Origin of the sequence: Dactylosporangium fulvum (assembly GCF_025137375.1) — a bacterium.
Lineage (GTDB): Bacteria > Actinomycetota > Actinomycetes > Mycobacteriales > Micromonosporaceae > Dactylosporangium > Dactylosporangium fulvum.
In genome coordinates this window covers 489,389-513,437 of the sequence record NZ_CP073720.1, presented here as the reverse complement: position 1 = coordinate 513,437, position 24,049 = coordinate 489,389, and the positions used below count along the sequence as shown (strand labels likewise).

General features: G+C 67.1%; 29 protein-coding genes and 1 pseudogene. 16 read left to right on the top strand and 14 right to left on the bottom strand.

The window, feature by feature from the left end; all coding sequences use genetic code 11:
- Positions 1-19: 19 nt before the first annotated feature.
- On the top strand, positions 20-1,759 hold the full coding sequence (locus Dfulv_RS02400) for an Hsp70 family protein (protein ID WP_259860960.1): 1,740 nt from the start codon (positions 20-22) through the stop codon (positions 1,757-1,759).
- 75 nt (positions 1,760-1,834) lie between these two features.
- On the opposite strand, the gene Dfulv_RS02395 is transcribed toward Dfulv_RS02400, so the two are convergent.
- Together Dfulv_RS02395 and Dfulv_RS02390 are read right to left on the bottom strand one after the other, a co-directional pair.
- Positions 1,835-2,743, bottom strand: coding sequence for a cyclase family protein (locus tag Dfulv_RS02395; RefSeq protein ID WP_259860959.1), 909 nt, complete (start codon positions 2,741-2,743; stop codon positions 1,835-1,837).
- A 148-nt stretch (positions 2,744-2,891) separates the two neighbouring features.
- The gene (locus Dfulv_RS02390) at positions 2,892-3,578 is read right to left on the bottom strand and encodes a cyclase family protein (RefSeq protein WP_259860958.1); all 687 of its coding nucleotides are present in this window, start codon (positions 3,576-3,578) and stop codon (positions 2,892-2,894) included.
- 482 nt (positions 3,579-4,060) lie between these two features.
- Here Dfulv_RS02390 and Dfulv_RS02385 point away from each other — a divergent pair, with 482 nt between their 5' ends.
- The gene (locus tag Dfulv_RS02385; RefSeq protein WP_259860957.1) at positions 4,061-4,651 is read left to right on the top strand and encodes a DinB family protein; all 591 of its coding nucleotides are present in this window, start codon (positions 4,061-4,063) and stop codon (positions 4,649-4,651) included.
- 442 nt (positions 4,652-5,093) lie between these two features.
- Complete coding sequence (locus Dfulv_RS02380) at positions 5,094-5,897, top strand: hypothetical protein (RefSeq protein WP_259860956.1); 804 nt, start codon at positions 5,094-5,096, stop codon at positions 5,895-5,897.
- 84 nt (positions 5,898-5,981) lie between these two features.
- Here the strand turns inward: Dfulv_RS02380 and Dfulv_RS02375 are convergent, their stop codons facing one another.
- Both Dfulv_RS02375 and Dfulv_RS02370 read right to left on the bottom strand, forming a co-directional pair.
- The gene (locus tag Dfulv_RS02375; protein ID WP_259860955.1) at positions 5,982-6,368 is read right to left on the bottom strand and encodes a tyrosine-type recombinase/integrase; all 387 of its coding nucleotides are present in this window, start codon (positions 6,366-6,368) and stop codon (positions 5,982-5,984) included.
- Positions 6,369-7,018: 650 nt separating this feature from the next.
- Positions 7,019-7,819 carry a hypothetical protein gene (locus tag Dfulv_RS02370; RefSeq protein WP_259860954.1) on the bottom strand — a complete coding sequence of 267 codons (801 nt, stop codon included), beginning with the start codon at positions 7,817-7,819 and terminating at the stop codon, positions 7,019-7,021.
- Positions 7,820-7,870: 51 nt separating this feature from the next.
- On the opposite strand from Dfulv_RS02370, the gene Dfulv_RS02365 reads away from it, so the two are divergent.
- From Dfulv_RS02365 to Dfulv_RS02350, 4 genes are all read left to right on the top strand, one after another.
- Entirely contained in the window at positions 7,871-7,993 is a 123-nt protein-coding gene (locus Dfulv_RS02365) for a hypothetical protein (protein WP_259860953.1), read from the top strand.
- Positions 7,994-8,136: 143 nt separating this feature from the next.
- Positions 8,137-8,709 (top strand): hypothetical protein, encoded by a 573-nt coding sequence (locus Dfulv_RS02360; protein ID WP_259860952.1) that lies wholly within the window; start codon positions 8,137-8,139, stop codon positions 8,707-8,709.
- A gap of 95 nt (positions 8,710-8,804) precedes the next feature.
- Positions 8,805-9,119, top strand: a complete 315-nt coding sequence (locus Dfulv_RS02355; RefSeq protein WP_259860951.1) for a hypothetical protein — start codon at positions 8,805-8,807, stop codon at positions 9,117-9,119.
- Positions 9,120-9,364: 245 nt separating this feature from the next.
- Entirely contained in the window at positions 9,365-9,667 is a 303-nt protein-coding gene (locus Dfulv_RS02350) for a hypothetical protein (protein ID WP_259860950.1), read from the top strand.
- A 262-nt stretch (positions 9,668-9,929) separates the two neighbouring features.
- Here Dfulv_RS02350 and Dfulv_RS02345 read toward each other — a convergent pair whose 3' ends face one another.
- Positions 9,930-10,661: a phosphotransferase enzyme family protein gene (locus Dfulv_RS02345; protein WP_259860949.1), complete on the bottom strand. Its 732-nt coding sequence runs from the start codon at positions 10,659-10,661 to the stop codon at positions 9,930-9,932.
- A gap of 627 nt (positions 10,662-11,288) precedes the next feature.
- Between Dfulv_RS02345 and Dfulv_RS02340 the strand changes: the two genes are divergently transcribed.
- The 4 genes from Dfulv_RS02340 (at position 11,289) to Dfulv_RS02325 (ending at position 13,272) form a co-directional block, all read left to right on the top strand.
- On the top strand, positions 11,289-11,672 hold the full coding sequence (locus Dfulv_RS02340) for a phosphotransferase (RefSeq protein WP_259860948.1): 384 nt from the start codon (positions 11,289-11,291) through the stop codon (positions 11,670-11,672).
- A gap of 267 nt (positions 11,673-11,939) precedes the next feature.
- Positions 11,940-12,416 (top strand): hypothetical protein, encoded by a 477-nt coding sequence (locus Dfulv_RS02335; protein WP_259860947.1) that lies wholly within the window; start codon positions 11,940-11,942, stop codon positions 12,414-12,416.
- A gap of 150 nt (positions 12,417-12,566) precedes the next feature.
- Entirely contained in the window at positions 12,567-12,830 is a 264-nt protein-coding gene (locus tag Dfulv_RS02330; RefSeq protein WP_259860946.1) for a hypothetical protein, read from the top strand.
- 166 nt (positions 12,831-12,996) lie between these two features.
- Complete coding sequence (locus Dfulv_RS02325) at positions 12,997-13,272, top strand: hypothetical protein (RefSeq protein ID WP_259860945.1); 276 nt, start codon at positions 12,997-12,999, stop codon at positions 13,270-13,272.
- 536 nt (positions 13,273-13,808) lie between these two features.
- Here the strand turns inward: Dfulv_RS02325 and Dfulv_RS02320 are convergent.
- The 4 genes from Dfulv_RS02320 to Dfulv_RS02305 form a co-directional block, all read right to left on the bottom strand.
- Entirely contained in the window at positions 13,809-14,975 is a 1,167-nt protein-coding gene (locus Dfulv_RS02320; RefSeq protein ID WP_259860944.1) for an SMI1/KNR4 family protein, read from the bottom strand.
- Positions 14,976-15,061: 86 nt separating this feature from the next.
- Positions 15,062-16,276, bottom strand: coding sequence for an RNA polymerase sigma factor (locus Dfulv_RS02315; RefSeq protein WP_259860943.1), 1,215 nt, complete (start codon positions 16,274-16,276; stop codon positions 15,062-15,064).
- A complete protein-coding gene (locus tag Dfulv_RS02310) occupies positions 16,276-16,692 on the bottom strand; it encodes a YciI family protein (protein WP_259860942.1) in 417 nt (138 codons plus the stop codon). Before Dfulv_RS02310 ends, Dfulv_RS02315 begins: the two co-directional genes overlap by 1 nt.
- A 342-nt stretch (positions 16,693-17,034) precedes the next feature.
- Positions 17,035-17,196: a hypothetical protein gene (locus Dfulv_RS02305; RefSeq protein ID WP_259860941.1), complete on the bottom strand. Its 162-nt coding sequence runs from the start codon at positions 17,194-17,196 to the stop codon at positions 17,035-17,037.
- An 88-nt stretch (positions 17,197-17,284) separates the two neighbouring features.
- Here Dfulv_RS02305 and Dfulv_RS02300 point away from each other — a divergent pair, with 88 nt between their 5' ends.
- The 3 genes from Dfulv_RS02300 (at position 17,285) to Dfulv_RS02290 (ending at position 18,486) form a co-directional block, all read left to right on the top strand.
- On the top strand, positions 17,285-17,623 hold the full coding sequence (locus tag Dfulv_RS02300; RefSeq protein ID WP_259860940.1) for a hypothetical protein: 339 nt from the start codon (positions 17,285-17,287) through the stop codon (positions 17,621-17,623).
- The gene (locus tag Dfulv_RS02295; RefSeq protein ID WP_259860939.1) at positions 17,620-17,835 is read left to right on the top strand and encodes a hypothetical protein; all 216 of its coding nucleotides are present in this window, start codon (positions 17,620-17,622) and stop codon (positions 17,833-17,835) included. The genes Dfulv_RS02300 and Dfulv_RS02295 overlap by 4 nt, the downstream gene beginning before the upstream one ends.
- Positions 17,836-18,180: 345 nt before the next feature.
- Positions 18,181-18,486, top strand: coding sequence for a DUF6204 family protein (locus Dfulv_RS02290; protein WP_259860938.1), 306 nt, complete (start codon positions 18,181-18,183; stop codon positions 18,484-18,486).
- Between the two features lie 312 nt (positions 18,487-18,798).
- Here the strand turns inward: Dfulv_RS02290 and Dfulv_RS02285 are convergent, their stop codons facing one another.
- From Dfulv_RS02285 to Dfulv_RS02275, 3 genes are all read right to left on the bottom strand, one after another.
- A complete protein-coding gene (locus tag Dfulv_RS02285) occupies positions 18,799-19,527 on the bottom strand; it encodes a hypothetical protein (RefSeq protein ID WP_259860937.1) in 729 nt (242 codons plus the stop codon).
- Between the two features lie 190 nt (positions 19,528-19,717).
- Positions 19,718-20,323, bottom strand: a complete 606-nt coding sequence (locus Dfulv_RS02280; protein WP_259860936.1) for a GrpB family protein — start codon at positions 20,321-20,323, stop codon at positions 19,718-19,720.
- Positions 20,324-20,828: 505 nt separating this feature from the next.
- The gene (locus tag Dfulv_RS02275; protein WP_259860935.1) at positions 20,829-21,281 is read right to left on the bottom strand and encodes a winged helix-turn-helix transcriptional regulator; all 453 of its coding nucleotides are present in this window, start codon (positions 21,279-21,281) and stop codon (positions 20,829-20,831) included.
- A 29-nt stretch (positions 21,282-21,310) separates the two neighbouring features.
- On the opposite strand from Dfulv_RS02275, the gene Dfulv_RS02270 reads away from it, so the two are divergent.
- The gene (locus tag Dfulv_RS02270; RefSeq protein ID WP_259860934.1) at positions 21,311-22,105 is read left to right on the top strand and encodes an SDR family NAD(P)-dependent oxidoreductase; all 795 of its coding nucleotides are present in this window, start codon (positions 21,311-21,313) and stop codon (positions 22,103-22,105) included.
- 101 nt (positions 22,106-22,206) lie between these two features.
- On the opposite strand, the gene Dfulv_RS02265 is transcribed toward Dfulv_RS02270, so the two are convergent.
- Entirely contained in the window at positions 22,207-22,605 is a 399-nt protein-coding gene (locus tag Dfulv_RS02265) for a VOC family protein (protein WP_259860933.1), read from the bottom strand.
- On the opposite strand from Dfulv_RS02265, the gene Dfulv_RS02260 reads away from it, so the two are divergent.
- Positions 22,604-23,710: a helix-turn-helix transcriptional regulator gene (locus tag Dfulv_RS02260; RefSeq protein WP_319805751.1), complete on the top strand. Its 1,107-nt coding sequence runs from the start codon at positions 22,604-22,606 to the stop codon at positions 23,708-23,710. The genes Dfulv_RS02265 and Dfulv_RS02260 overlap by 2 nt on opposite strands.
- A 60-nt stretch (positions 23,711-23,770) precedes the next feature.
- On the opposite strand, the pseudogene Dfulv_RS02255 reads toward Dfulv_RS02260, so the two are convergent.
- Positions 23,771-23,933 (bottom strand): annotated as a pseudogene (locus Dfulv_RS02255) (transposase); the annotation flags it as partial.
- Between the last annotated feature and the right edge of the window lie 116 nt (positions 23,934-24,049).

Sequence of the window (24,049 nt, the reverse complement as noted above, 5' to 3'; positions counted from 1 at the left end):
TACGGCGTACCCTGCGGAGGTGTATGTGCTCGCTGTCGATCTCGGTACCTCGAACACGGTTGCCATGCTGCGCAGCACGGACGGCTGGGTCCGGCCGGTGCTGTTCGACGGCAGAGAGCAGTTGCCATCGGGTGTGTACGCCGACGCCGGCGGTGAACTGATCGCCGGCAGCGATGCGGAGCGGCTGGCACGCGCCGACCCCGCCGCGTTCGAGCCCAATCCGAAGCGTCGCGTCGACGATGGCACTGTCCTGTTGGGTGAGCACGGTGTCGACGTCACCGACGCGCTCGCCGCGGTGCTTGCGGTGGTCGTCGCGCAGGCCGGCCGCACCGGTCATCCGGATCCGGCGGTGCTGACCGTTCCCAGCAGCTGGGCGGCTGCCCGCCGGGCGGTGCTCGCCGTCGCCGCCGAGCGGGCCGGCCTGGGTGCGGTCGAGCTGGTCAGCGAGCCGATCGCGGCCGCCGCGTACTACACCTCGGTGCTGGGCTGCGACCTGCCGCCGGACGCCGCGCTGCTCGTCGTCGACGTGGGTGCCGGTACCGCCGACGTGGCGCTGGTGCGTGCCGGCATGCCGGTCGGCGCGGGTGCGGCCGTGCCCGCCGCGGCGATGACGGTGGTCGCGCAGGGCGGGCTGGACGTCGGTGGCCTTGACGTCGACGCGGCGCTGGTCGACCTGCTGGCGACGCTGGTGTCGCGCGATGCGCCGCAGGTCTGGCATCGTCTCTCCACGCCCGCGACCGGCGCGGATCGCCGAGACCGGATGGCGCTGTGGCAGGAGGTTCGAGCCGCGAAGGAGAGCCTGTCGAGGCTGAGCGTCGCCCCTGTGCATGTGCCCGGACACCCTTCCGACCTTCACCTCACGCGCGAGGAGGTGGAGGCCGTGGCAACGCCGCTGCTGTCGCCGGTCGTGGCCCTCGCCGCGGATCTGGTCGCGGACGCGGGACTGGCACCGCACGAGCTTGCCGGCGTCTTCCTTGTCGGCGGTGGCAGCCGCATGCCGTTGCTCGGCCGGTTGTTGCATGCCCGTCTCGGTATGGCACCCAGCGTCGTGGAGCGGCCGGAAACGGTGGTTGCGGAAGGTGCGCTGCAGTTCCTCACCGTCGCGGCCACGATGGCCGGCACCGACGCGGGCGGCGGTATGACGCAGCATCAGCCGGCAGTCCCGGCGCCCGTCTGGTCGCGCGGGACGCGAACGCCGTTTCGCCGGCGCTGGCTCAGCCCGGTGACCGTACTGTTGACGCTGTTGTGTTTTGCGCTGCCGTTCGCCACCGTCTCGTGCATTCCAGACAGCTACGGACGCGCCGAGCCGGGCGGGACGACCGAGTACAACGGGCTTGACCTCGCGCTCGGTGGTGCACCGGAGGTACCGTCCGATCATCTGCTCCCACCCGACAAGTGGCGGCAGGACCAGCTCGAGCCGCAACCCCTCTACCTTGCCGGCCTGCTGCTGCTCGGGGTGACCCTCGTCGCGGCAGTCGCGCTGGCCAGGGACCAGCGCCGCCGCAAGGTGGTGGCTGGACTCGGCGCCCTCGCCGGCCTGTCACTGGTCGCCGGTCAGGCGCTGGTGGTGGACCGGCTCGCGGTGCGCGTCCGGGAGCAGAGCGCGATACCCGCCGACAAGGTCGCACGCGACTTCGTCGGCACCGGTGCCGGATTCTGGCTGACCGTCGGGCTGCTGGCGCTGCTGGTCGCCGGAAACCTGGTCGTACTGTTGCCGCAGTCCCGCAAGTGGCGGCGCAGGTCCTCGACGACATCGTGACCACAGTGGTCTGCGGCCGCTGACGGCAGCGCTGTTACGGCGTGGCAGCTCCAATATGTTGGTAGGAGCGGCAGTTCATCGCGGCACCAGCGCGTACGCGCGCACCGGGAAGGTGCCGAAGTCGCGCACCGGGGCGGGCACGGCGTGCAGCCGGGCGCCGTGTACCGGCAGCTCGCCGAGGTTGGTCAGGTGCTCCAGCACCGGGATGCCCGCTCCAAGCAGGATCGAGTGCGCCGGCCGCTGCCCGCCGTCGGTCGAGTCGATGTTGACGCTGTCGATGCCGACGAGCCGAGCGCCCACGTCGGCCAGGTGCTTCCCGCCGTCCTCGGCCAGATACGGGGCCGCGACGCCGTAGGCGTCGGTCCGCCAGTGCCGATCCCAGCCGGTGTGCAGCAGCACGGCCTTTCCCGTCACGTCATAGGGCGCCAGCGTCTGCGCGGTGACGCCACGTTCGGTCGTGCCGGTCAGGCGGACCACCACGACGGGCAGGTCGGCGATCGACTCCAGGGGCAGGCCGGCCAGGTCCACGCCGCCCTCGTACCGGTGGAACGGGCTGTCCACGTAGGTGCCGGTGTTGCTCAGCATGGTGATGCGGTCGATGGTGAACTCGGTGCCTTCGGCGTACAGGCGCCGCGAATCCGTGCGGGTCAGGTGTGGGGTGATCTCCGGGCCGGGCAGCCCGGGATACGTGGTCATCCCGGCCTCGATCACGTGGCTGAGATCGACCAGCCGGCTGCCTTCCCCGGTGACGGCGGCCGCGGCCGGGCCACCTCGGCTGCCCTTGTGCGCCTCCACGAAGACCTCGACGTTCGACAGCCGCACCTGGTCCACCATCAGCAGGCCGAGGTGGCTGACGAACAGCCGGGCCAGCTCCTCCTCGGACACCGAGGCATCGGGCAGGTCCAGCCGGAAGCCCTGGGTCTGCAGCCCGCCACCGTTGAGGAAGGCCACGTCCGCGTCGAACGACGCCCGGTACTCGGTCATGTCTCCATGGTCCGTCCGAAGCGATGTTCAGCACCAGCGATGATTACTTCATCCTGGTATGTAGTTTGGCTGAATACAGATCGACTTGCGCCGCCGAGCCGAGCTGCGCGACGTCACCGACGCAGGCGGCGTACCTCGCGAACCGCGGTCAGAATGTGGCGATCGGGTTGACCGGGCTGCCGGACGTACCGGCGAAGCGGACCGGTGCGACCGCGAGGTGGAAGTCCCACTGGCCGAGCTCGGCAGCCGTCGTCGCGCACACCTCCAGGTCGCAATTGTCGAGCAGCCACAGACCCATCGCGACGAGACCCACGGCATGAACCGGCATCAACACGTCTTCGTACCCCGACGGCTGAACGTCCTGGGGGGTGTCAGCGCCGATCAGCGCGACCTGCCGTTCATGCAGCCACGGCAGGCAGGACGCGTGCCAGCCGGCCTGCGTGAAACCGCTGGCCGCACCGGCCTCGTGCCGGACGCGGCCATAGCCGGTCCGCAGGAGCACCGCATCGCCGGATCGCACTCGCACACCCTGGCGACGCTCGGCCTCCTCGAGATCGTCGGGAAACACCCCCTGCCCCGGCTCCAACCACGGCACATCGCGGACCCTCGCAATGTCCAGCAGGACACCACGCGTGATGATCCCGTTCGCCGCCGCCGTGACGGCCGCCCACGCCGATCCCGTTGCGGCATCGACCAACGAGTGCGGCCGCCCGTTGTACATCGTGCCGTCCCAGAAGATGTGGCACGGCGAGTCGACGTGGGTGACGGTGTTGCCGTGGAACGTGATGCCGAGCCGCTCGGACGAAAAGCCCCAACGCCGGTCGTTGCGGAACACGGGCACCGGCATATCCTCGGCACCCGGCATGTCGGCGGCGCACGGACACGTCGTCGTCGACCGCTCCATCTCTTCCGGTACGGCAACCTCCCACGCACACGACACGCTCCTGCCGTGGCGCACGGCCCGCGCCGCCGCCAGCCGGACCTCGTCGGTGATGTGGTTCAGAGTCCCGAGCTCGTCGTCGTCGCCCCACCGTCCCCAGTTCGACAGCGTGTTGAAGTACCCGAGCACGTCGTCCTGTGTGGGCATCGGTCGCCCTGCCGTCATCCAGCACCGACTCCTCCGGTCACGCGGTTTGAGGCACCGCAGGTAGACCCCGACCGTACTCCGGGCACGACCGAGTTCGTCAAGCACCGACCATTACGCAAGGCGACGCGCCAACAGCGGCAAATGAGGATGTCAGCCCGTCCAGCGGGGCGCTGATCTTGCGGGCGACACCTCGCCCATAATGGCTCGACGTATAAGGAAGACTGGCTGGCATGGCTGATTTGGGCGACCCGAAGGCTGCGCTGCACCACTACCTCCAGTCGACTCGCGATGACCTGATCTGGAAGCTCGACGGGCTGAGCGAACGCGAGGCCAGACTGCCCCGCACCGGGACCGGCAACAACCTGCTGGGAGTGCTCAAGCACTGCCTCAACGTCGAAGCCGCCTACTTCGGGCCTACCTTCGGGCGCGAGTTCCCGACGCCCGAGGAGCTGGTCCCCATGCAGGCATACGACGAGGACCCGCAGACAGACTGGTACGCGCGCGAGGACGAGACGAAGGACGGGCTGATCGACCTGTATCGCCGTGTCGGGGTGTTCGCGGATCAGACGATCGAGCAGCTGCCGCTCGACGCGCCGGGGCGGGTGTCATGGTGGCGACCAGATGGACAGGTCGTGACGCTACAAAGGATCATCATCCACGTGACCTGCGACCTCGCCCGTCACGCCGGTCACGCCGACATCATGCGCGAGCAGCACGACGCGGCGATCGGCTGGCAGCGGGAGAACACCAACATCCCTCACGACTATGACTGGCCGACGTACGTCACCAAGCTGACGAGGCTGGCTGACCGGTTCGGATAGCCACCTGCATCGATCGGCGCCGTGCCATGGCCGACCGTGCAGATCCGTACCGGCCGCGCCGCCCCGCCGTCCACCGCGGCCACCCTACCCGGGCCCGCAGGGGTACGAGGATCGCCCGAAACCCGACCACACCAGCGACATGAACGCGAGTCGCCGGCTCGCGGTTGCCCGAATTGGGTGCGCGGACCTGTACGGCATTGTTACGTTGCCCGCTGACGGCGAGACGAAGGTACGTGGCGCGGGGAGTCGCCGGCGGCTACCGGATCTGGGACAACCGAGCACGTCGGTGGTGGGGCGATCAGTACCAACTCTGCCCGGACGAGTTGCTTGATGAACTGAACGGCGCACGCGACTACGCCAAGATCACGGCGCTCCTCCGCAGATACCGGGCTCAGAAACGGTAACTCTAGGGCGCCAGGCCACCACACCTCGGTCGCGGCAGATGAGTGCACTCGATTTTGTCGGCGCGGCGATGCATGTGTGCAGTCTTCGCCGACGCAGCGAAGCCCATGCCGCGAGCCCGGGCGGCGGCGGACTGGGCTTGAACGAACGGATGGGCGGGACGGATCATGTGCGGGTGTCCTCCGCATCGGTCCCGCGACATACGTGGCGACGCTGGCCGGCGTACCCGCTCGTCACGGTAACCGTGCTCGGCATTGCCGGCGAGGCGTACGCGCACTGGAATCCGCGCCGGTACCTGTCGCTCAGGCCGCTGGCCGAGCCTGAACCCACGATCGCGGTCGCGCTCGCCGCGCCCGTGCTGCTGGCGTTGGCGATCCTGGTGACTGTGCGACCCGGTCCACGCAGGACAGTGACGGCGTCGGCCCTGCTGGCGCTCCTCGTACCGATCGTTTGCATCGGGTGGTTCGACAATCTGATGAGCGAGGGCGGGTGGGAACCCTCATCGATCAGCCCTGCCGCCAGCTCACCCGATGGACGCTGGGATGTCGTCCAAATCCGCTATCACAACTCGTCTGCCTCCGACGGCTACTACGACGAGTATCAACTACGGTCGCGCGCCGGATGGCTCAGCCGGGAGTCACCGCACCCCTTGGCCGGCATCATGTACAGCTTCCCCATACACGACCAGCTCCAGGTCACCCGGATCGAGTTCCCCGCCAGCAACACCATCGAGCTGTACACCACCGACGGCGCGGTTCACCGCACGTCCTTCAACCCCGCCAGCCTGGCGATCGACGACATGTTCGAGTTGTGCGACGACGATCAGACACGCCTCTGCCCCTAACCATCAGCGCACGACTTCCTTCACTTCCCGGAGACGTGGGCAGCTGCCGCCGCGCACGGTCCTCGGCAAAGTCGTGCATGTTCACTAGGTGCCGGATGCCTTGTAGGCGGCGAGAATGTAGTTGGGGTGGCGGTCGAGGTTGTTTCGGGCGTGGTCGTAGCGCATCGTCGTGCGGGGGTCGGCATGGCGGGCTGCGATCTGGACGTCGCGGAGGCTGACGCCTGCGTCGAGCATGGTGGTCACGAACGTGTGGCGCAGCATGTGCGGGTGCATCCTCGGCATCCGCACCCCGGCGGTGGCGGCCAGATACTTGAGCCGACGCGTCGCGGCGTGGCGGTCCATCCGGCCGCCGAGCGTGTTCCGGAGTATCGGCCCCTCAGTGCGGCCGTCGACCGCTTGCTCGATCGCTCGAGCCACCGCTGGCGGCAGCGGGATCAGTACGACCTTGCCGCCTTTGCCCCGCAGCGGCATGTGCGGGCATCCGATCTTGGCTTGGAAACGGTCGCTGTATATCAGGATCGCTGCTGTTGCGCGTGGTTCCGAGAGAGTGCTGATGGGGTCGTCTGCATGGTCGTACACCGTGGATTACCAGGCCGATGTGAACGCCGCCCTCCAGCAGTTGCGGCACGAGGTCTACGACCGGGGTGACCACTACCGGGAGTCACGAGACGCCGACCTGGAGATGACGGAATTGGAATTCCGAGGGCTCTCGCCCCGCGCCATACCGACCCCGACCGCTACGACGCCATCGTCTAGGACTGGCTGGAGCGCAGGTCCCGGCCGGTGCCGATCGACCCGGGCTCGCTCGGGGCGGCGCAACCGCATCTGGGAACGCATTCGATCATCGACATGGTCAACGGCGTGTTGGCCCGCCGGCATTCGCGACGGCCTCCCCGTTGCCGCCCGACAACCTGATGTACACCTTCGGCACCGTGACACCGTCGACGAGCCAGGTGCGAGCATGGATGGGAACCGACATCTTGGGTGAACGGGAACGCTGGGTCGGCACGTACGTCATCAGCTACCGCGACGGCCGGCCGGACCACATCCACTTCTGTGGCTGCTCGAGAGACTGACCGGCCAGACAGAGACAGCGGCATACTCCATGAGCGGATGGCTGCTCAGGCAGGACGGCGCATGACGACGAGGTGCTGCTCTGCACCACAGCCGGGGCACCAAAGACGGTGACGTCCGAATGGGAACGGTTGTCCGTGCCCGACCTTGCTTCGATCGACGAAGCAGACGACGTCTTCGATGGATTCGGTGGTGGCCGTCTCCCCATCGGTCGGGTCCCAATCGAACGCGACATGGGCGTCCTGGTTGACTGGGCAAAGGAGGGACAGGCCGTGAGTCGCAGCGTGCTCAACGGCAGGTGTCCATAACTGTGCGATGCGAACGTGTTCTGGTTCGGCCAACGTCTTCTGGGCCTTACCACTGGTTGTCCCGTCCAGAGGTTGCTCGTAGATCAGGTGGTCCGGCAGGCCTGCGAGCTTGCCGAACCAGGCGTCGAACGACAACCCGGCGGCCTGGTCCGACGGACACAATGTGACGCCTGCCCCGTCGCCGTCCGCGTGCCATGTGCTCGGATCGCGCAACAACGCACCGGTGTCATCGCGGGCCAGGATCAGATGTTGGCCGCGCTCTGTCGCTCTTGTCCGCCAATCCGCGTTGTACTCGAAGTGGACGATCTCGTCCGATCGGACCCTGGTGGCCCAGGAGGTTGCGACGCAATCGATGAGCCCGCAATCGAACCAGCGTGTAAGAATCTGCTGACAGTCGACAGCCAGCCACGGGCCGTGCGTGATCGCCGTCTCGCTGTCGTAGTAGTCCGTGACTTGTTTCGTGAGGTCCCAGAGGAACGTCTCTTCTACGACCAAGGCCCACATTTGACGGACCAGGTCAGACGGTGCACGTCCGTTCACCAGGACATTCTGCCATTCGGCACCATGTCAAACATCATAATTTCGATCGAGTTGATCAAGATTGCACCGGGCAAGCACCGGCTGAATCTGGTTGCAGCCACCACCGGCGTGGACGATGCGATCCAAGACCTAGTGAAAGTCGCCAGCAATTGCGGCTTCGAGTTCGACGACTGACGCGGCCCGTCGACCTGGTCGTACGTCCGGAAGCGCTCGACGTTCGCTCTGATCGCGGCAAATGAGTGCGGCCCACCTGGTTGGGTTTGTCATGTACCCATCCGTCGGATGGAGTAGGGACGCTATGTCCGTACGATGACGACATGCCGGGCCCCCAACTCTTCGCCCCGCCCGCCGCAGATGCGTTAACGTTCCGGCCAGGATTCTGGCGCACGTTCGCGGCTGTGCTGGCGATGACCATGGTGATTTGGTCGGTGTTGTTTTTCCTGTTGTTCTTCCTGATCACGCTGGCCATGAGGCCTCCGTCCCCGCCGGACTGGTTGCTCGTGTCGATACTCGTCCAGATCCCTGGCGGACCGATCGCCTACGCCGCAACGTTTGCCCTGATCCGCTGGTCGCGGTGCCAGGACTGGCTGCGTGTCTCCAGCGCGGGGCTGGAGTTGGCCAGCCGCGGCTCGTCTCCGCTCCTGGTGCGCTGGCCGGCGCTTGAATCCGTGCGTCTCGTGCGCCGCTTCGGCACACCGATGCTGGAGGTGACACCCACCGGACCGGAAGGTGTGCACGTCCACAGCGCGGGATCTTTCATGCCACGGCCACGAACCCGCGACGGCCGCGACACGTTCGTCGTCGATATCTGGCTGGTGCGTCCCGGCCGTGCCGAGCTGCGCTCTGCCCTGGAACGCCACCTACCACCCGGCACGATGCTTGTGCCATAAGTGGCCAGCGGCCCGTCCACCCGGACGGGGAGCCATCCAGGCGGCCAGCCGAACGCCGTCGACGTTCCGGCCGCGGCTGAACACACTGACATCGGTTGGAACGCAAATCCCGGCCGGCGCCAGTCGACCCCGACACACTCGTGACGGCGCAGCCGCACTCGGGTACCCACTCGATCATCGACATGACCAACGGCGTGTCGAACCAGCCGACGTTCGCAACGGTCTCGCCGCTGCCGGCCGACAACCTCATCTCCACCTTCGGCACCGTCACTCCCTCGACGGGCCAGGTACAGGCATGGATGAGTGCCGACGCCGCCAGCGAACGAGACCGGTGGATCGGTACGTACGTCATCAGCTACCGCGACGGCCAGCCCGACCACATCCATTTCTGCGGCCACTCAGGAGACTGATCTCCTACGCATCCGGCACCAGACACGCGTTCCAGAGAGCGACGACGCTCGCCGCGCGCGGGATGCGGCAGATAAGGACATTTCCAGAGGGGCGAGCGACGTACTCGCCAGCGCCCTGGCCCTCGGCGGCGATGACTTGGTGTGCACTCGTGCCATCGAACTTGACGCATCCCCGTATGGTGGCCTTGCCGCGTCGCGGTTCCGTCAACTCGCCCTAGGAAAGTCGCCCGGCCTACGGAGGCGCTGTGAAGTTCGACGACGTGTTCTGGTACATCGTCATATTCCTGTTCCTCTTCGGCGGCAGCACCGCGGGCTTCGTACAGCTCCTCCAGTCCCGCCGGCACAAGTTCAAATTGGCGATGGCCAAGGAAAAGGTCAAGTTGGAGCAGGCGAAGGCGAAGCTGGCTGAGGAGCAGAACCGGCAGACCGCGCTGGAGGTGCGCAAGGCAGAGCTGGAGATCGAACGCTATGACCGGCGGCTCCCGGGCATGCTATCGGTTCCACTAACCGACAGCGCAACCGACAACGCCGTGGAAGAGACGCCGTAGCCGAATCTCTGCCGACCGCCGCCACCCATAGGCATACCCGGTCTCCGGTGTTCACGAGTGCTGCCGGGCCGCGAAGCTGTATCGCAGTCGGCGCTGGGACGGCATGGGGTATCCGCACATCGGCTATGACAGGAAGCCCTGGCCGGCGGTCACCACTCGAACGGCCCTGTACTGACCGTGACGTACTCCCACAGGCGACGCGCCCGCCTCGCGGCAGATGTGCGCACTCGACCGCCGTTAGGTCCACTCTTCGAACGCGTTGTCAGACCGCTCGAACTTCGGCGAGCCGCTTGACTGCGTACTCGTCGTCCCAGCAGACAGCGGCCTCCCATGCGGCCGACGCTTGCGCGGCGATGTCGTACGCACCGTCGTCGAGGCCGGCGGCGTTGTCGGGCAGCACGAGGTCGAGGTCGGGCACGTCGACGTGCGCCTCATCCCAGTCGATCAGCGCGACGTGATTCGCGGTCATGCGGATGTTGCCAGGGTTAGGGTCGCCGTGCACGACGCATGTCTGACGTCCGGCGAGCCGCGCCCACGCTGCCCGGCATCGGGCAACGCCCTCAAGGGGCATCGCACTGAGGTCGATCTTCGTCCCGGTCTCGGCGTGCAGAAGGTCGGTCGACGATCGCCACCCTGGGCGCTGCGGCCAGCCCTGCGTCAACCGATGCAGCTCGCGGAGCGTGCCGGCCACGCGACGCCAGTCGGCCTGCGTCTCGGGCGGTCCGCCCTCCAGGTAGGTCATCACCACCAGACCATCGGCGAACAGCCGGCCGTCCATGGTCGGGATCGGCACCGGCACGGTCAGACCTTCACGGTCGAGGTGTTGGAGAAGCTCGGTCTCCCACGCGAGATCAGCATCGTTTCTGCCGCCGAGACGACCGACCGCGAGGTGCCCGCTGACGCGCACGCTCCACACGTCGTTGGCGACTCCGCCAGCGAGCGGCTCGATGCGGGCGACGCCTTCACCCCACTGCCCGAGTGCCTCCCACCCCATTCGCCACACCTTACCGATTATCCGAACACCACTGTTCTGGCATGATCGCATGTCGGCTCTCGGCATCCCGTGACGCTGGGTAGCGATGGACCAGCGGCGTGAGCGTGTGCCGGACTAAGGACTCCTGACAAAGTGGTGGGCTTGACCTGGTCAGAGGTAGGTGTCGTGCACGAGGCCGCCGGGTAGCGGGACGCGGTCAGCGGCGTGATCGCACGCGATAAACCCGGCGACGTCGGCGATCATCCCCGGGATACTGGTCGCCCGTGGATGAGGTCAAAGTCGTTGTCGCCCATGCCGAGCGCGCGACCCTGCGCGTCGGCGACGTGTTCCTGAAGGTGGACGCCGACCAGGCGCGTATCGACGTCGAGGTCGAGGCGATGTCCCTCGCACCGGTCCCGACCCCGGAGGTCCTGTGGCGCAAGCCGCCCGTGCTCGCGATCGCCGCACTCCCGGGGACGACGCTTGGGCGCCTCGGCGGGCCGTCGACCGGGTCGCCGGCGGCGTGGGCCGCGGCGGGCGCCGCCATCCGGAAGTTGCACGACGCGCCGCTGCCGCCCCGGCCCGGCCGGGCCGGGCCGGAGCATCGTCGCGCTGGCGGCGGAACTCGACGACGAGTGCGAGTTGCTTATGACGAACGGCATCCTGCCCGCCGACCTCGTCACCCGCAACCGCCAGGTCGCCGAGGCCGCGCTCCGGCCGTGGACTCCGGCGTTCACGCACGGCGACCTGCAGATCGCGCACGTCTTCGTCGACGGCGACGAGGTCACAGGCATCATCGACTGGTCCGAGGCGGGCCAGGGTGATGCCCTGTACGACCTCGCCACCTTCACGCTCGGACACGAGGAGCACCTCGACGACGTCATCGCCGGCTATGGCACCGACATCGACCTCGACGTGATCCACGCGTGGTGGTCGTTGCGAAGCCTGCTGGGGGTTCGCTGGCTGATCGAGCACGGCTTCGACCCGTCCGCGCCGGGCTGTGAGGTCGACGTGCTGAGATCCCGGATGTGAGGCTGCGCGCGGGCCCGACTGCTACGACGATCGTCGACCGGATCACCTTCGGCGGCAACATCATCGAAACCGGCACCGATTGCTCCGACAACGGATCCTGCTGACGCGCTAACTGATCGGAGAATCTCGATCATCAAACTCGTGCCAGAGCCACCGCTACATGACCGTTGACAGTCAGGCTCACGGCCGATATCAAAGTCCTGGCGCTACGGCGGTTGCGTCACCGGCGCCGACGGAAGACAGACCTTGGCCGGTACCGTTCCCAGCGTGGGCATCTACCTGGTCAACATCAGCGCCCTGAACTGGGCGCAGGACGAATGCGCACCTCTGCTCGACGAGGCGCTCGCCACGCGGAACCTGCCGCCCTACCCCGGCCCGCCAACCACGGCCGGGGACTTCGAGGAGAAGCTCATCCCGAGCATGGACGACTTCGCCGAAATGTGCGCGCGGCACGACGCCACGGACTTCCTCAACGCCTCTCTCATCGTGCCTGTGGACTTCACCGGCTTGATCGAACTTCCCGCGGAGAGCACCTATGACGACGTGACGAAGGTGTTCAGCGCGCAGCGGCTGCGCGCAGCGATCGCCCCGATCGCCGCCGAGGTCGGCCTGCCCGCCGGCCTGCCGAGCGGCCCGATGGCGCTGACCAACGCGATCGACGACCCGCTCACCTTCTACGTGGCACTGTTTCGGCAAGCGGCCGAGCATTCGCTGCGACATGGCTGCCCGCTGACCTACGTCTAGGGCCACGCCCTACCTGCTCGACGGTCAGCTGGTCTTCGAAGCGCCAAGGTTCGAGACCGCGCTGTCCCTGCTCACGGCGCGGAACCACCGAGCGTAACCGCGCACCGCTGGCCCGCGCGCACGGTCGGCGGCCCGACCGCGCACCTGATCATGGAGCTGGTGCTGAAGGTAGCCGTTGCATGGCAGGATCGCTTGGGGAGGGTGCTGATGGGCTCGTCTGCATGGTCGTACACCGTGGACTACCAAACCGATGTGAATGCCGCGCTCCAGCAGTTACGGCGTCAGGTCTATGACCGGGGCGACTACTACCGTGAGTCACGTGATCTCGAAACCCACTCGATCATCGACATGGTCAACGGCGTATCGGCCCAGCCGGCATTCGCGACGGTCTCCCCATTACCCCCGACAACCTGATCTCCACCTTCGGCACCGTGACACCGTTGACTAGCCAGGTGGAAGCATGGATAAAAACCGACAGCTTCGGTGAACGGGAACGCTGGGTCGGCACCGGTCCGTACGACCGGCCCAACATGCTGCAACCCCATGACTCCACGGCCTCAGCGAATACGGAGCGTAGCAAATGGCGCAAGCAGCAGCGTTCTTCGGCGTAGGCCTGTTGCTTGTCCTCCTCGGACTCATCCTCGCGACCGACTTCCGAGGCATCACGACCAAACACATCGCGCTCTCCTCGAACTTGGTTGGGCCGATCAGCCCATTCCGGCGCGGCCGGACAGAGGATGACCTGCGGCAGCGACAGTTCCTGTTCGTTGTCCTCGAAAGGCTCCTAGGCTGTCTGTTTGTGCTGATGGGGGCTGGTCTTGTCGTGGCTGCGGTCATTTCACTCTTCGTGGAGTGACCACAACATGCGGTTTTGTCCAGCTGAGAAGATCCAAGCCACGCGCGTCGCCCGCGAAGGCAAGACCAGGTGCCCGCTCATCGGCTTGCGGGTGCCGGGCGTCGGCCCGGCTCGTCACGCTGCATTGCGCGCGGATCAAGCAGATCCGGATGCCCGAGTAGCGGCTACGATCCCGACTGGTTGCCACCGTACAGCGATACCGGGGACGCAGCAGACCGGTGCCGGTCGTCCGCTGTCACCCACGGCGCCGCCCAGGCATGAACCGTGGCGCGGGTGGTCCGGCCGTCGACGAGCGCCTGCCAGCGTGAGTCGACGTCCTGACGCGTCGGCTGCATATCACCGATCTACCACACCGATGCCCTCCAGCGGGTCGGTGATCCGGCACGGCCACGCTCTCGCCGACGGCAGTGGCCACACCAGCAGTGGCCCGAGACGAACGGTGCACTGCCATCGGCATCAAGCCGACGTGTCTAGGCCCGGATCGCGGGCTACGTGCCAGATCAGTGAGGTGACGGCAGGCTCAGGACCATGATCGATCATGAGACGGCGTCTCCACGTGGCGTCGTAACGATGGTGCGGGCGCGTTCGGGAGTGATCAGGAGCCGCAGTTGCGGATCCGTGAGCAGGATGACCGGTGCGATGCGATGCGGTGAGTCGGAGCGCCAACCGGGCAACGCGGTTTGCACAGCGGCCCACGCCTCGTCGGGAGATCCGTCTTGGAGCAGTCGCCGGGCGTGATCGAGCGCGGCTTGAAACGCCGGCGGCTCGGGCAGTAGCGGCGGCACGAACCGGTCGGTTGCCGTCATCTCGTCCTCGGTGAGGATCCCGGTGAAGAGTTTGCGGTACGGGGCGATCGAGGCGCGCTGCAGGAACAGCGGTACGGCTTCCGCGCGCAGCTGGTCCAGACCGATCTCCTCGATGACGTGAGGGCGCGCGAGGATGTTGTTGCGGATCTCGTGGTGCACGAGTGCCGGTTCGAGGAACCCGTTGAGGATGACGGCGAGGTACGCGCTGGCGCCGGATCCCTTGACCGCGGCGCGGGCGAAGGCGTCCGCTGCGGCGCCGACATCACCGCGCATGGCCAGTTCACGGCCCTCGGCGACCAGGGCGTCGGCCCCGGCCGGATGCACCGGGCGACCGGCTCGCCCGCTCAGTTCCTCGAAGGACGCCCGCTCGGCGTCAACCAACGCGGCGAACGACTCGTGCCGGTCGCCGAGCCCGGGATACCAACTCGCCCAGACGTAGGCCGCCCATTCGCCGTCCGGCGACACGTCGCCGGGGTCGAGCAGCCAGTATTGGGCATCGCCGTCTCCGGAGATCAGCAATGCCCGGTCGGCAAGCAACGACTCCTGTAGTGCCAGGCCCTCCCGGAGGATGTCCCACAGGTCCGGGGCGGCGTCACGCAGCCAGTTGACGTCGCTGGTTGTACGCATGGTCCACATGAAGGGGCTGATGTTGACCCAGCCGTCGGATGCTGCGAGGAATGATCGATAGCTCGGCGGCAACGCGGTACCCAGACGCTGCTCCAGCAGCGCGAGGCGCTCAGCGTCGGCGCCGTCGAAGCCCAGCCAGCCAGTCGCCCGCTGGGCGTCGCTGATCTCAGCGAGCTCATCGCCGGAAGCGGTCCGCAGCACGTCGGCGCTGTACTCGGCGAGGTAGTGCCGCCAGTGCTCGACCGAGCGTGCTTGCCCAGCGGTTGTCATGAGCAGTCCGTTTCGTTGTAGGTGCAAGTCCGGACGATTGACGCATCCGGGCCGCACTCGAATCCCGGCCGGCCGCGCTGGAGAAGTCAGCCCAGCGCGGCCGCCTTGCGCAGCAGCACTGAGCGTTCGCGCTGGTTGGTGCACAGCCGGGCCGCCAGCTCCAGCTCGGCGCGCGCCTCCGGTCGTCGACCGAGGCGGGCCAGCAGCTCACCGCGTACGGTCGGAACCAAATGCGAACCGGGGAGCCGGTCCAAGGCGATCAGCTCGTCCACCATGGCCAGGGCTTGCGCCGGACCCGAGGCCATGGCCACGGCGACGGCCCAGTTGAGCTCGACCACCGGCGAGGGCGCGACCCGGCCGAGCGCCTCGTAGAGCACCACGATCCGGTCCCAGTCGGTCGCCTCCACCGACGGCGCCGACGCGTGGGCGGCGGCGATCGCAGCCTGCAGGCCGTAGGGGCCGAGCCCGCGAGCCGATGCCTTGGCCAGCGCGGCCAGCCCGCGGCGGACCGCCGAGAAGTCCCACCGCCGCCGGTCCTGGTCCGCCAGGAGGATCGGCGAACCATCCGGGCCGGTCCGGGCCGGGAAGCGCGCGGCCGTCAGCTCGCACAGCGCGAGCAAACCGTGTACCTCCGGCTCGTCCGGCTGCAGCGCGGCCAGCGTGCGGGCCAGCCGGATCGCCTCGTACGCGACGCCGGGGCGGAGCAGCCGGTCGCCCGACGTGGCCGTCGACCCCTCGGTGAAGATCACGTAGACGACGCTGAGCACGCCGCCCAGCCGTTCCCGGCGTTCACCGGCCGGCGGCAGCTCGAACGGCACCCCGGCCGCCGCGATCGTCTTCTTCGCCCGGGTGATGCGGGCCTGCACGGTCGGCACGGGTACCAGGAACGCGCGGGCGATCTGTTCGGTGGACAGGCCGCCGACCACGCGCAGGGTCAGTGCCACCCGGGCCTCGGGGGAGAGCACCGGGTGGCAGCTGACGAACATCAGCGCCAGGATGTCGTCGTCGATCCGGTCGGGGTCGATGTCCTCGTCGACCACCGGGTCAGCCGCCAGCAGGGTGTATCGGTCGTGCAGGGCGGTCCGGCGGCGGATCGCGTCGATCGCCCGCCGCCGGGCCGTGGCCATCAGCCAGCCGGCCGGATTGGCCGGAGAGGTGAGCGGCCACGACACCAGCGCCTCGGCCACCGCCTCCTGGGCGGCGTCCTCGGCCAGCCCGAAATCGCCGGTGAACCGGGTCAGCGCGGCGACGATCCGCGCCGACTCGATCCGCCAGACGGCCTCGACGTCGGCCGTACCCATCAGATCCGGCCGGTGCTCTCGTTCCCGGCCCGTTCCTCGACGGACCCCTTGTTGTCCTGCGGCGTCTCGTCGTCCCCGGCCACCCGCCGGATCTCGATCTTGGACCCGGTGACCGACGGGACCCGCTTGGCCCACTCGACCGCCTCCTGCTTCGAGGCGACATCGAGCAGGAAGTAGCCCCCGAACAGTTCCTTGGTCTCTCCGTACGGCCCGTCCGTGACCACCGGGGCCTCGCCGCTGAAGTCGACCACGACGCCCTGGCGCGCATCGTCCAGCCCTTCGGCCGCGACGAACACGCCGGCCTTGACCAGCTCCTCGATGTAGGAGTACGTCGTGGCCGCCAACTCTTCCCACCCGGCCATCAGGGCCGCGTTCGACTCATCGGTGCCACGCATGATCAGCATGTACTTCGGCATCGCGTTCTCCTCGTCTGTCGGGGCCGCCTCTCGGCCTCGCACTCGCACCCACACGTCGAACGAGCGGCCCGCGGATCGACACGGCCCCGAAGAATCTCTCGCCGCGACGCAGCCGAATCCGTCCGACCCGCGTTGCGCCCGTCAGACCTGGCCCGCAGCGATGGCTGACGCGGACGCCATGCTGATCAGAAAGCTTATCGTCGCAGCTTTGGAAGGCGGCGACGCTCGCACGGATCTGCGGAAACCATTCGGTACACACGATCCTGCCGTCGGCTGGTGGGCAACGCACGGGCTGCGGCCAGATCCGTTCGCCGAGGTTGGTTGAAAGCCGGGGTCTCTCGTTCAGCCGGCGACGCGGCCCTCCGGGGTGTCGACCACGAAGCAGGCGCATTGGAGAATCTCCAGAAGCGCGGCGCGGACCAGCCGGATCAGCATGCCGTAGCCGACGAGCCGCGCACGATCGGCGGCATGTCCGTGCGCCCGACAGGTGGGCCCGGCTGGCAAAGTCCTCTCGTGGGCGTCGGCCTCTTGCCACTGACAGTGTCTGGCCGCCACCCCGCTCCGTGATCGTCGGGCGTGCGATCATCGCGGTGTGGCACAGGGGCTGACGATGCGCCGTCCGGTGGCCGTCACGGTATCGAGCTGGCTGCTTGCGATCGGGGCGGTGCTGGGCACGGCCGATCTGTGGTTGTCCTACCGCTGGGAGCAAGCACATGACGAGGCGTACTGGGCGGCCGTCAACGCGAACGAAATCGAGAACGCGACCGCGTTCGCAGCGGTGACCCTCATGCTTGGCCTGTTCATCGTGTTGCTTCGGATCGTCGGTGCCATCTCGCTGGTAGTCATCGCCGTGCAGAACCTGCGCGGCCGACGCACCAGCCGGACCGCGACGTGGATGGTGAGCGGGCTGATGCTGTGCTGCCCTCCGTGAACGTCGCCACCCTGGCGGATTCCCTCGGCGGCGCCGACAGCACCGACCCCGTGACCCAACGGATGGACCGAATCCTGCCGGGCTGGTTCGGCGACGTCACGCTGGCCGTCAACCTCGGCTGGCTCGCCTGCCTACTCAGCGCGACGTTGCTGCTGACCCTTCGACCCGTGAGCCGGTACCTCCAGTCGGTTCGACCGCCCGCAGAGCCGTAACGCGCTGAGCGCTGCTCTCTGCCAGCATGAAGACCCGCGATGATCCAACATCCTCAATTCGGCCATGTCCGAGAATTCTGCGACCCAACTCGCCGTGACGTTCCGTAGCACGGATCGCCATGAGAGGACGTGGTCTGCGCTTGGCGGAGCAGGGTCGCCGACCGCTGTGAAAATGCCTCTGCCGTTCCCGAACTCTCCCGATAGGGTCGTCAGCGGCGTTTCGATCGACCAGCGGCATGGCGGCGGTGATTTGCCCGCCGCACCAGCCCGCCGACCGACGATGTCGCGACACTCAGCCAGATCCGGAGGTCCCCGCTCATGGCCGGTAAGACATATCAGGTCATCGTGCGCGGCAAGTTCGCGCCACTCGATGACGAACAGCGGGCCAACCTGCTCGCCAAGGCTGACGAACACGACGTGTTCCAGGCAAAGTTCACCGAGGAAGGCACCGTGACCTACGAGCGATCCCTGCTCGCGTTCACCTTCCGCTGCGTGGTCCCGGCCACCGAGGAGGACAAGGAAGCAGTCGTGATCGGCAGGGCAGAAGCGCTCGCCGCAGCCGCCGTCCAGGGACTCGGTGCCGACTACCGCGACCTTCAATCGGTGTCAACCGACCTCGACAACATCAAGATCCGCCGGCGGGAACACTGACCACGGTAACGATGGGGCCGGTCGGCGGCGTGTGATGGTGGCACGTCGCTCCGTCTCCGCTCCCGCCCTCCACGTGCCGACATCGACAGAAGCAGATGGAAGATCGTGCGGTCTGACCACGCGTCGAGCACTTCTCGCGGCACCTTCTCGCGTCTGATCCTCTTCGGTGTCCCAGGCAAGCCGGCAGCCGCAGTCCGGCGTCGATCGAGGACGAGCACCTGCTGCAGTCAGCGCGGTCAGCGGCAGATGCGCGCGGTCAGCACTCGTTGGCTAACCAGCGCAGGCCGTCCCATTACGGGTTTGACGCCGAGTTCATCTGTGCTGAACCCACAGGTTTTCCTCGACGTATACGCCGCGGTCCCGTTCCCGATCGATCAGCACGAGGTTGAGCGCTCCGGGGACTACATATTCTCGGGTGACGGGAAACACCATGTCCGCCCAGCTCTCCCATTCAGCGACGGTTCCTTCGATCACCATCGACCGCAGAGCTGGACAGAGCACCCAGGCCCCCATGCGCTGGTGGGTGCGGATCCACGGATCGATCGAGAGTCCGTCCGGGCGACTCCATCCGGCGTACTCGGCCATCGACACCATCGGGTAGCGGTGCTTCCACGTCGGTCGAAGCGGAGCGACCACATGCGTAAGGCCGTCGCTCCACGCTCGTCGCACCAACTCCTCAAGCACGACACCGGCCATACCGCGCCTGTCATGCGATGCGCCCACGGCAACCGCCATGAAGCTCAGGCTCGTGGGCTCGATGCCGGCTTCTCGGCCGTCCACCGCACGGATCAACGCGTCGTCGTAGCCCGACGGTAGGTCGTCGGCGCTGCCATCCCAGGCCATCGGCACTCCCCAACCGCCGGCGACGACAGAACCCCCATCGAGCACCATGACGTCGTATCGCGCGAAGTACTCCTCGACCCGGCCCATATATCTCTTCGGCACGTCGTCGTGGAAAACGAACTCTGGCCAGCGTTCGCGGAACACGACGGCCGCCGCCTCGTGCAGCTCGGGCCGATCGGCGCGAGTTACAATCTCCACGCCGGCAAAATATCGGCGTCGCCCAGTGAACGCAACGCCATTGTTCGGGCAATCCCCTGCACTCAACTCGGCAAAAGCGGGTGCCGAGCGTCGGCCCGGCCCGTCACGCTTCATTGCGCGCGGATCGCGGCATAGCGGACGCCTTCCTCCGCAGCCGGTGCATCCGCCTGGCCATGGCTTGGGATCAGCCTCAACCCTCCTCGCTGGCTGCTGCAAAGATGCGCGCATAGATGTCATCGATGACGTCGTTCTTCGCCAGGCTGTAGTCGCTAGGTTGATGCGCTGTGTCCCGTGCGAGGCGCCGCTTGGTTGTGGCGTAAAGCTCGCGGTCTTCCGGATGCGAGCGCAGCCAGTCGCGGAAAAGCCTATGCCGTACAGGCTCAGGCGCATCCTGCGGCCAAACGTGAAGGTTGACGTCTTCCGCAGGGCTAACGAGCATCCGGTGCCCATGCCACCACGGCTCTCGAAGAACGAGTCGGTACCCGAGTCTTTCAAGAGCGGGGATGTAGCGGGACTCGTCCGTCGTGTCCTCAATAAGGAGGTCGATGTCGATGATGGCCTTGGCCGCCAGGCCCGGCACCGATGTGGACCCAACGTGTTCAACACTGATGATCAGGTCGCCCAGAACCTTGTTGAGCAACGAGCTGGCAGCAGCGAATCGGTCCACCCACGCCGGGTCGTAATCCTCGACGACGATGGACTGCCACTTCCTTGGGGGCTTGCCTACCAAGGCGGCAGCCATCTGCTCGGGGGTTCCATGGAAGCGCTGTGTGACTTCCTGCGGATACTCAGCCAACTCAACCTCCGAAAGAATCAAAGTTGGCCAGGATACGACATCGGAGCTCCCTGTATGACGAGCCCAACGCGACGGCCGAGGCACCGACCAAAAGCTTGACTCAAAACGCCTTACGCTGATGGTAAGATGAACAACGAGCCGACAAATCGACAGCTCGACGCTGGAAATTCTGATCTGCCCGATCAGACAGCGAGGCCGTTCAGCCCGCGATCGAGCGTGTCGAAGCCCGAGGAGCCCAGCCGGTCATCCAGACGATTCCATCACGCATGACCGCGCCGTATCGCGCTGCCGCGCCGGGCAGATGGTGCCCCGCTGGACCGTCGCCACCCCAGCGGTCCTTCCGCCGGCGTAAGAGCTACAAGCAAACGCCCGAACTCGTCGCCTGCGCTTCACCCACACGCGCCCAGAGCACTGTCATTGACATGTCTGCGCGCCGAGCCGCCGGTACTGGCTGTCATGCCGCATAGCGATCGTACCGCGGCAGATGAGTGGGCGACGCGGTGTCTCAGATGGTGCGCTGACGTACCGAGGCGATCTCGGCGTGGTGGTCAACCGCCCAGTCGGCCAGCGCGGAGAGTGGCTCGAGAAGGCTGACGCCGAGCGGTGTCAGGCGGTATTCGACGGTCGGCGGCAGTGTCGGGAACACTTCACGTTCGACGAGGCCGTCGCTCTCCAACGTGCGCAACGTTCGAGTGAGCATGCGCTGGCTGATGCCCTCAACGGCCCGATGCAACTCGTTGAATCGATACGGATGCCGGCCGAGCAGGGTGACCAGCACCAGCGTCCACTTGTCGCTCACGCGCCGCAGCACGTCGGTGACCGGACAGCGTTCGTACTCGCCGATCGGAATCGGACTCGGCAGTTGATGGTCGCGTAGTGAGGCAGGCACACCGGTGTTCGTTGTGGACATGAAAGTGCCTTCTTTCGGCTCCGCAGGCCGTCTGTGCAGGATGAACACGTCAACGGTCAAGGGTAGTGGAGGGCGACGTGGGCGTCGTGGTGATCAGTGGCGGCACGAACGGGATGGGACGCGCGTTCGCCCTCGAGCGGGCCGAACTCGGCGACCGCGTCCTGGTGCTCGGCCGCAACCGCGAACGTGGCGAGGCTCTGGCAGGCGGCTCGATCACCTTCCTCCCCGTCGACCTGTCCAGTGTGACCGAGACACGGCAGGTCATCGAGGAAATCCTGACCAGATACCAGGTGGTGGACGCGCTGACGCTGTTTGCCAACCGTCTGGCGCCGCGTCGCACCCTGACCACCGAGGGGCTGGAGCGCACGTTCGCGCTCTACTACCTCAGCCGATACCTGCTCAGCTTCGGCCTGCGTCCGGCGCTGGACCAGGCCACCGCGCCGGTGATCGTGAATATCGCCGGCGTCGGAGTCACCAAAGGCGCGGTGCACTGGACGGACCCGCAACTGGCGGCGGGCTACTCGACCATCACCGCACAGCTACAGGCCGGTCGAGCCAACGACCTCCTAGGCGTCGGCTTCGCCCAGCGGTCCGGCAGCCGCGCCCGGTATGTGCTCTACCATCCCGGCTTCACGAAGAGCGGAGATCGCAGCCCGCTTCCGCTGGCGCTCCGCGGGCTGCTGGCGATGGCATCGTTGGTAGCCCGGCCGGTCGCCGACGCGGTAGCACCAATCCACCAGTTTCTGGACACGCCGCCCACCGCGCCGCTGACCGCCGTCGACCGGGGCAAGCAACTTCCGCTCAGTCTTCCCACTCTCGACCCTCGCAACGCCGCACGGCTGATGGACCTCACAGAGAAGCTCCTGAACTGACACGCAACCTCTCCGCCTCACAGGCAGATCATCCAGGCATCGCGCACACGGCTCTCGACAATCATGCGGACGCACTCTCATCGGCTTCGTCCGCACGCGACCTAGTGTTGCTGCCGGGCAATCGCCTCGGCGCTGATCGGCGTGAATAGGTTGACCAGCGTTCCGTCGGGGTCGCGGAACAGCAGTGATCGGTTGCCCCAGGGCATCGTGGTCGGGTCTTGGACGAACTCGCCGATCATGTCGCGCAGCCGGGCGAACTCGGCGTCAACGTCGTCCACGCGGAACTCGACGATCGCCGTCCGGTTGGCGGCCGGCTCGGCCGAGCCTTCGCCAAAGAGCTTGACCGTTGCGGTGCTGCCGATCGCCAGTGTCGCCCCCGGCAGAACGATCTCAGCGAAGTCAGGCGTGTAGCGGCGGGCGGTCTGTCCGGTGACCTGCTCGTAGAACTCCGTGAGACAGTCGACCTGGTCGGTGATGATGCGGACCGACACGAATTTCATGACGTTTCTCCTCGTTGCGGGGTTGGCAAGCAAGACGCTAGGACCGATACCGGGCACAATCCGCCCGGTATCGAGAAAGAATCTGACCATGACACGGCCGACCGCACGGGTGCTCGCCCTCCTCGAAATCCTGCAGGCCGGCGGCACTCACACTGCTTCTGACCTGGCCGAACGCCTCGGCGTCGACGAGCGCACCGTACGCCGCTACGCCGACCACCTGCTTGATCTCGAAGTGCCGGTCGAATCGGTGCGGGGCCGCTACGGCGGTTACCGGCTGGCTCCCGGATTCCGGATGCCACCGCTCATGCTGACCGATGAGGAAGCACTTGCGGTCCTGCTCGGCCTGGTGGCGGGCCGCCGAGCCGGCCTGGTGTCGACATCGCGGGAAGCGGCCGAAACCGCGGCCGCCAAGGTACGGAGGGTACTGCCGAAAGCGCTGGCCTCCCGGCTCGGTGCGCTGTTCGCGACCACCGACTTCACCTCACCCGGGCGTGAGGTGCCGACGCCGGAGGCCGCAGTCATGCTGCGGCTGGCGGAAGCGACGCGACAGCAGCAACCTGCGGTCATCAGCTACACCGACCGCACCGGACGGCGCAGTGAGCGCACCGTGCATCCTTACGGGCTCGTCGCGCACTCCGGGCGCTGGTACGTGACCGGCACCGACTCCGCGTCCAGAGAACTGCGTACCTTTCGGCTCGACCGCATCGCGCAGGTGCGAATCGCGCACGGCACCTTCGCGGTGCCCGAGGGCTTCCAGCCCGCCGATGTGGTCCTGACGAGCCTGGCCGCCACGCCATGGCGGCATGAGGTCGCCGTCGCTGTGCAGGGCACGGCCGACGAGGTACGGGCGCGGCTGCCGCGCGGAATCGGCGGAATCGTCAGCATCGAACCGGACGTCGGCGACGGCGCGGACTGGGTTCTCGTGCGGCTACGGGCGGAGCGGCTCGACTGGGTTCCCGGTGTCCTGGCCGGGCTCGCACTGCCCTTCGTCGTGCGGGAGCCTGCGCAACTTCGCGACATCGTGCGCGCGTGGACGGACCGCATCGCCGGCTGTGCAGCCGCAACGTCTCCACAGGAGGCGATCGCCGCCTGGGGACCGAGGTGATCAGCGCCGTTCGCCGCGCCTGCGACCAACCACCCCGACATGGCGACCCGCTTGGAAACCTGTCCAGCGACGTTTACGCTGGTAGACCGTCTTCCACGGACCGAACCGCTCGGGCAGGTCCCGCCAGGTGATCCCAGTCCGTTCCCGGAACAGGGTCGCCGAGTCCACCGTGCGATGGTCCCGCCAGCGACCGCTGCAGCAACGCCCATTCCTCATCAGTCAGCTCATGCCGTCGAGACGCAGTCGTCTATCTACCGCATTCGATACCGATGATCCACGAGACACGCCCTAGTCTCGAAGTTGGTCATCGCACCGTAGCGTCGGTGCCTGGGCCAGGGT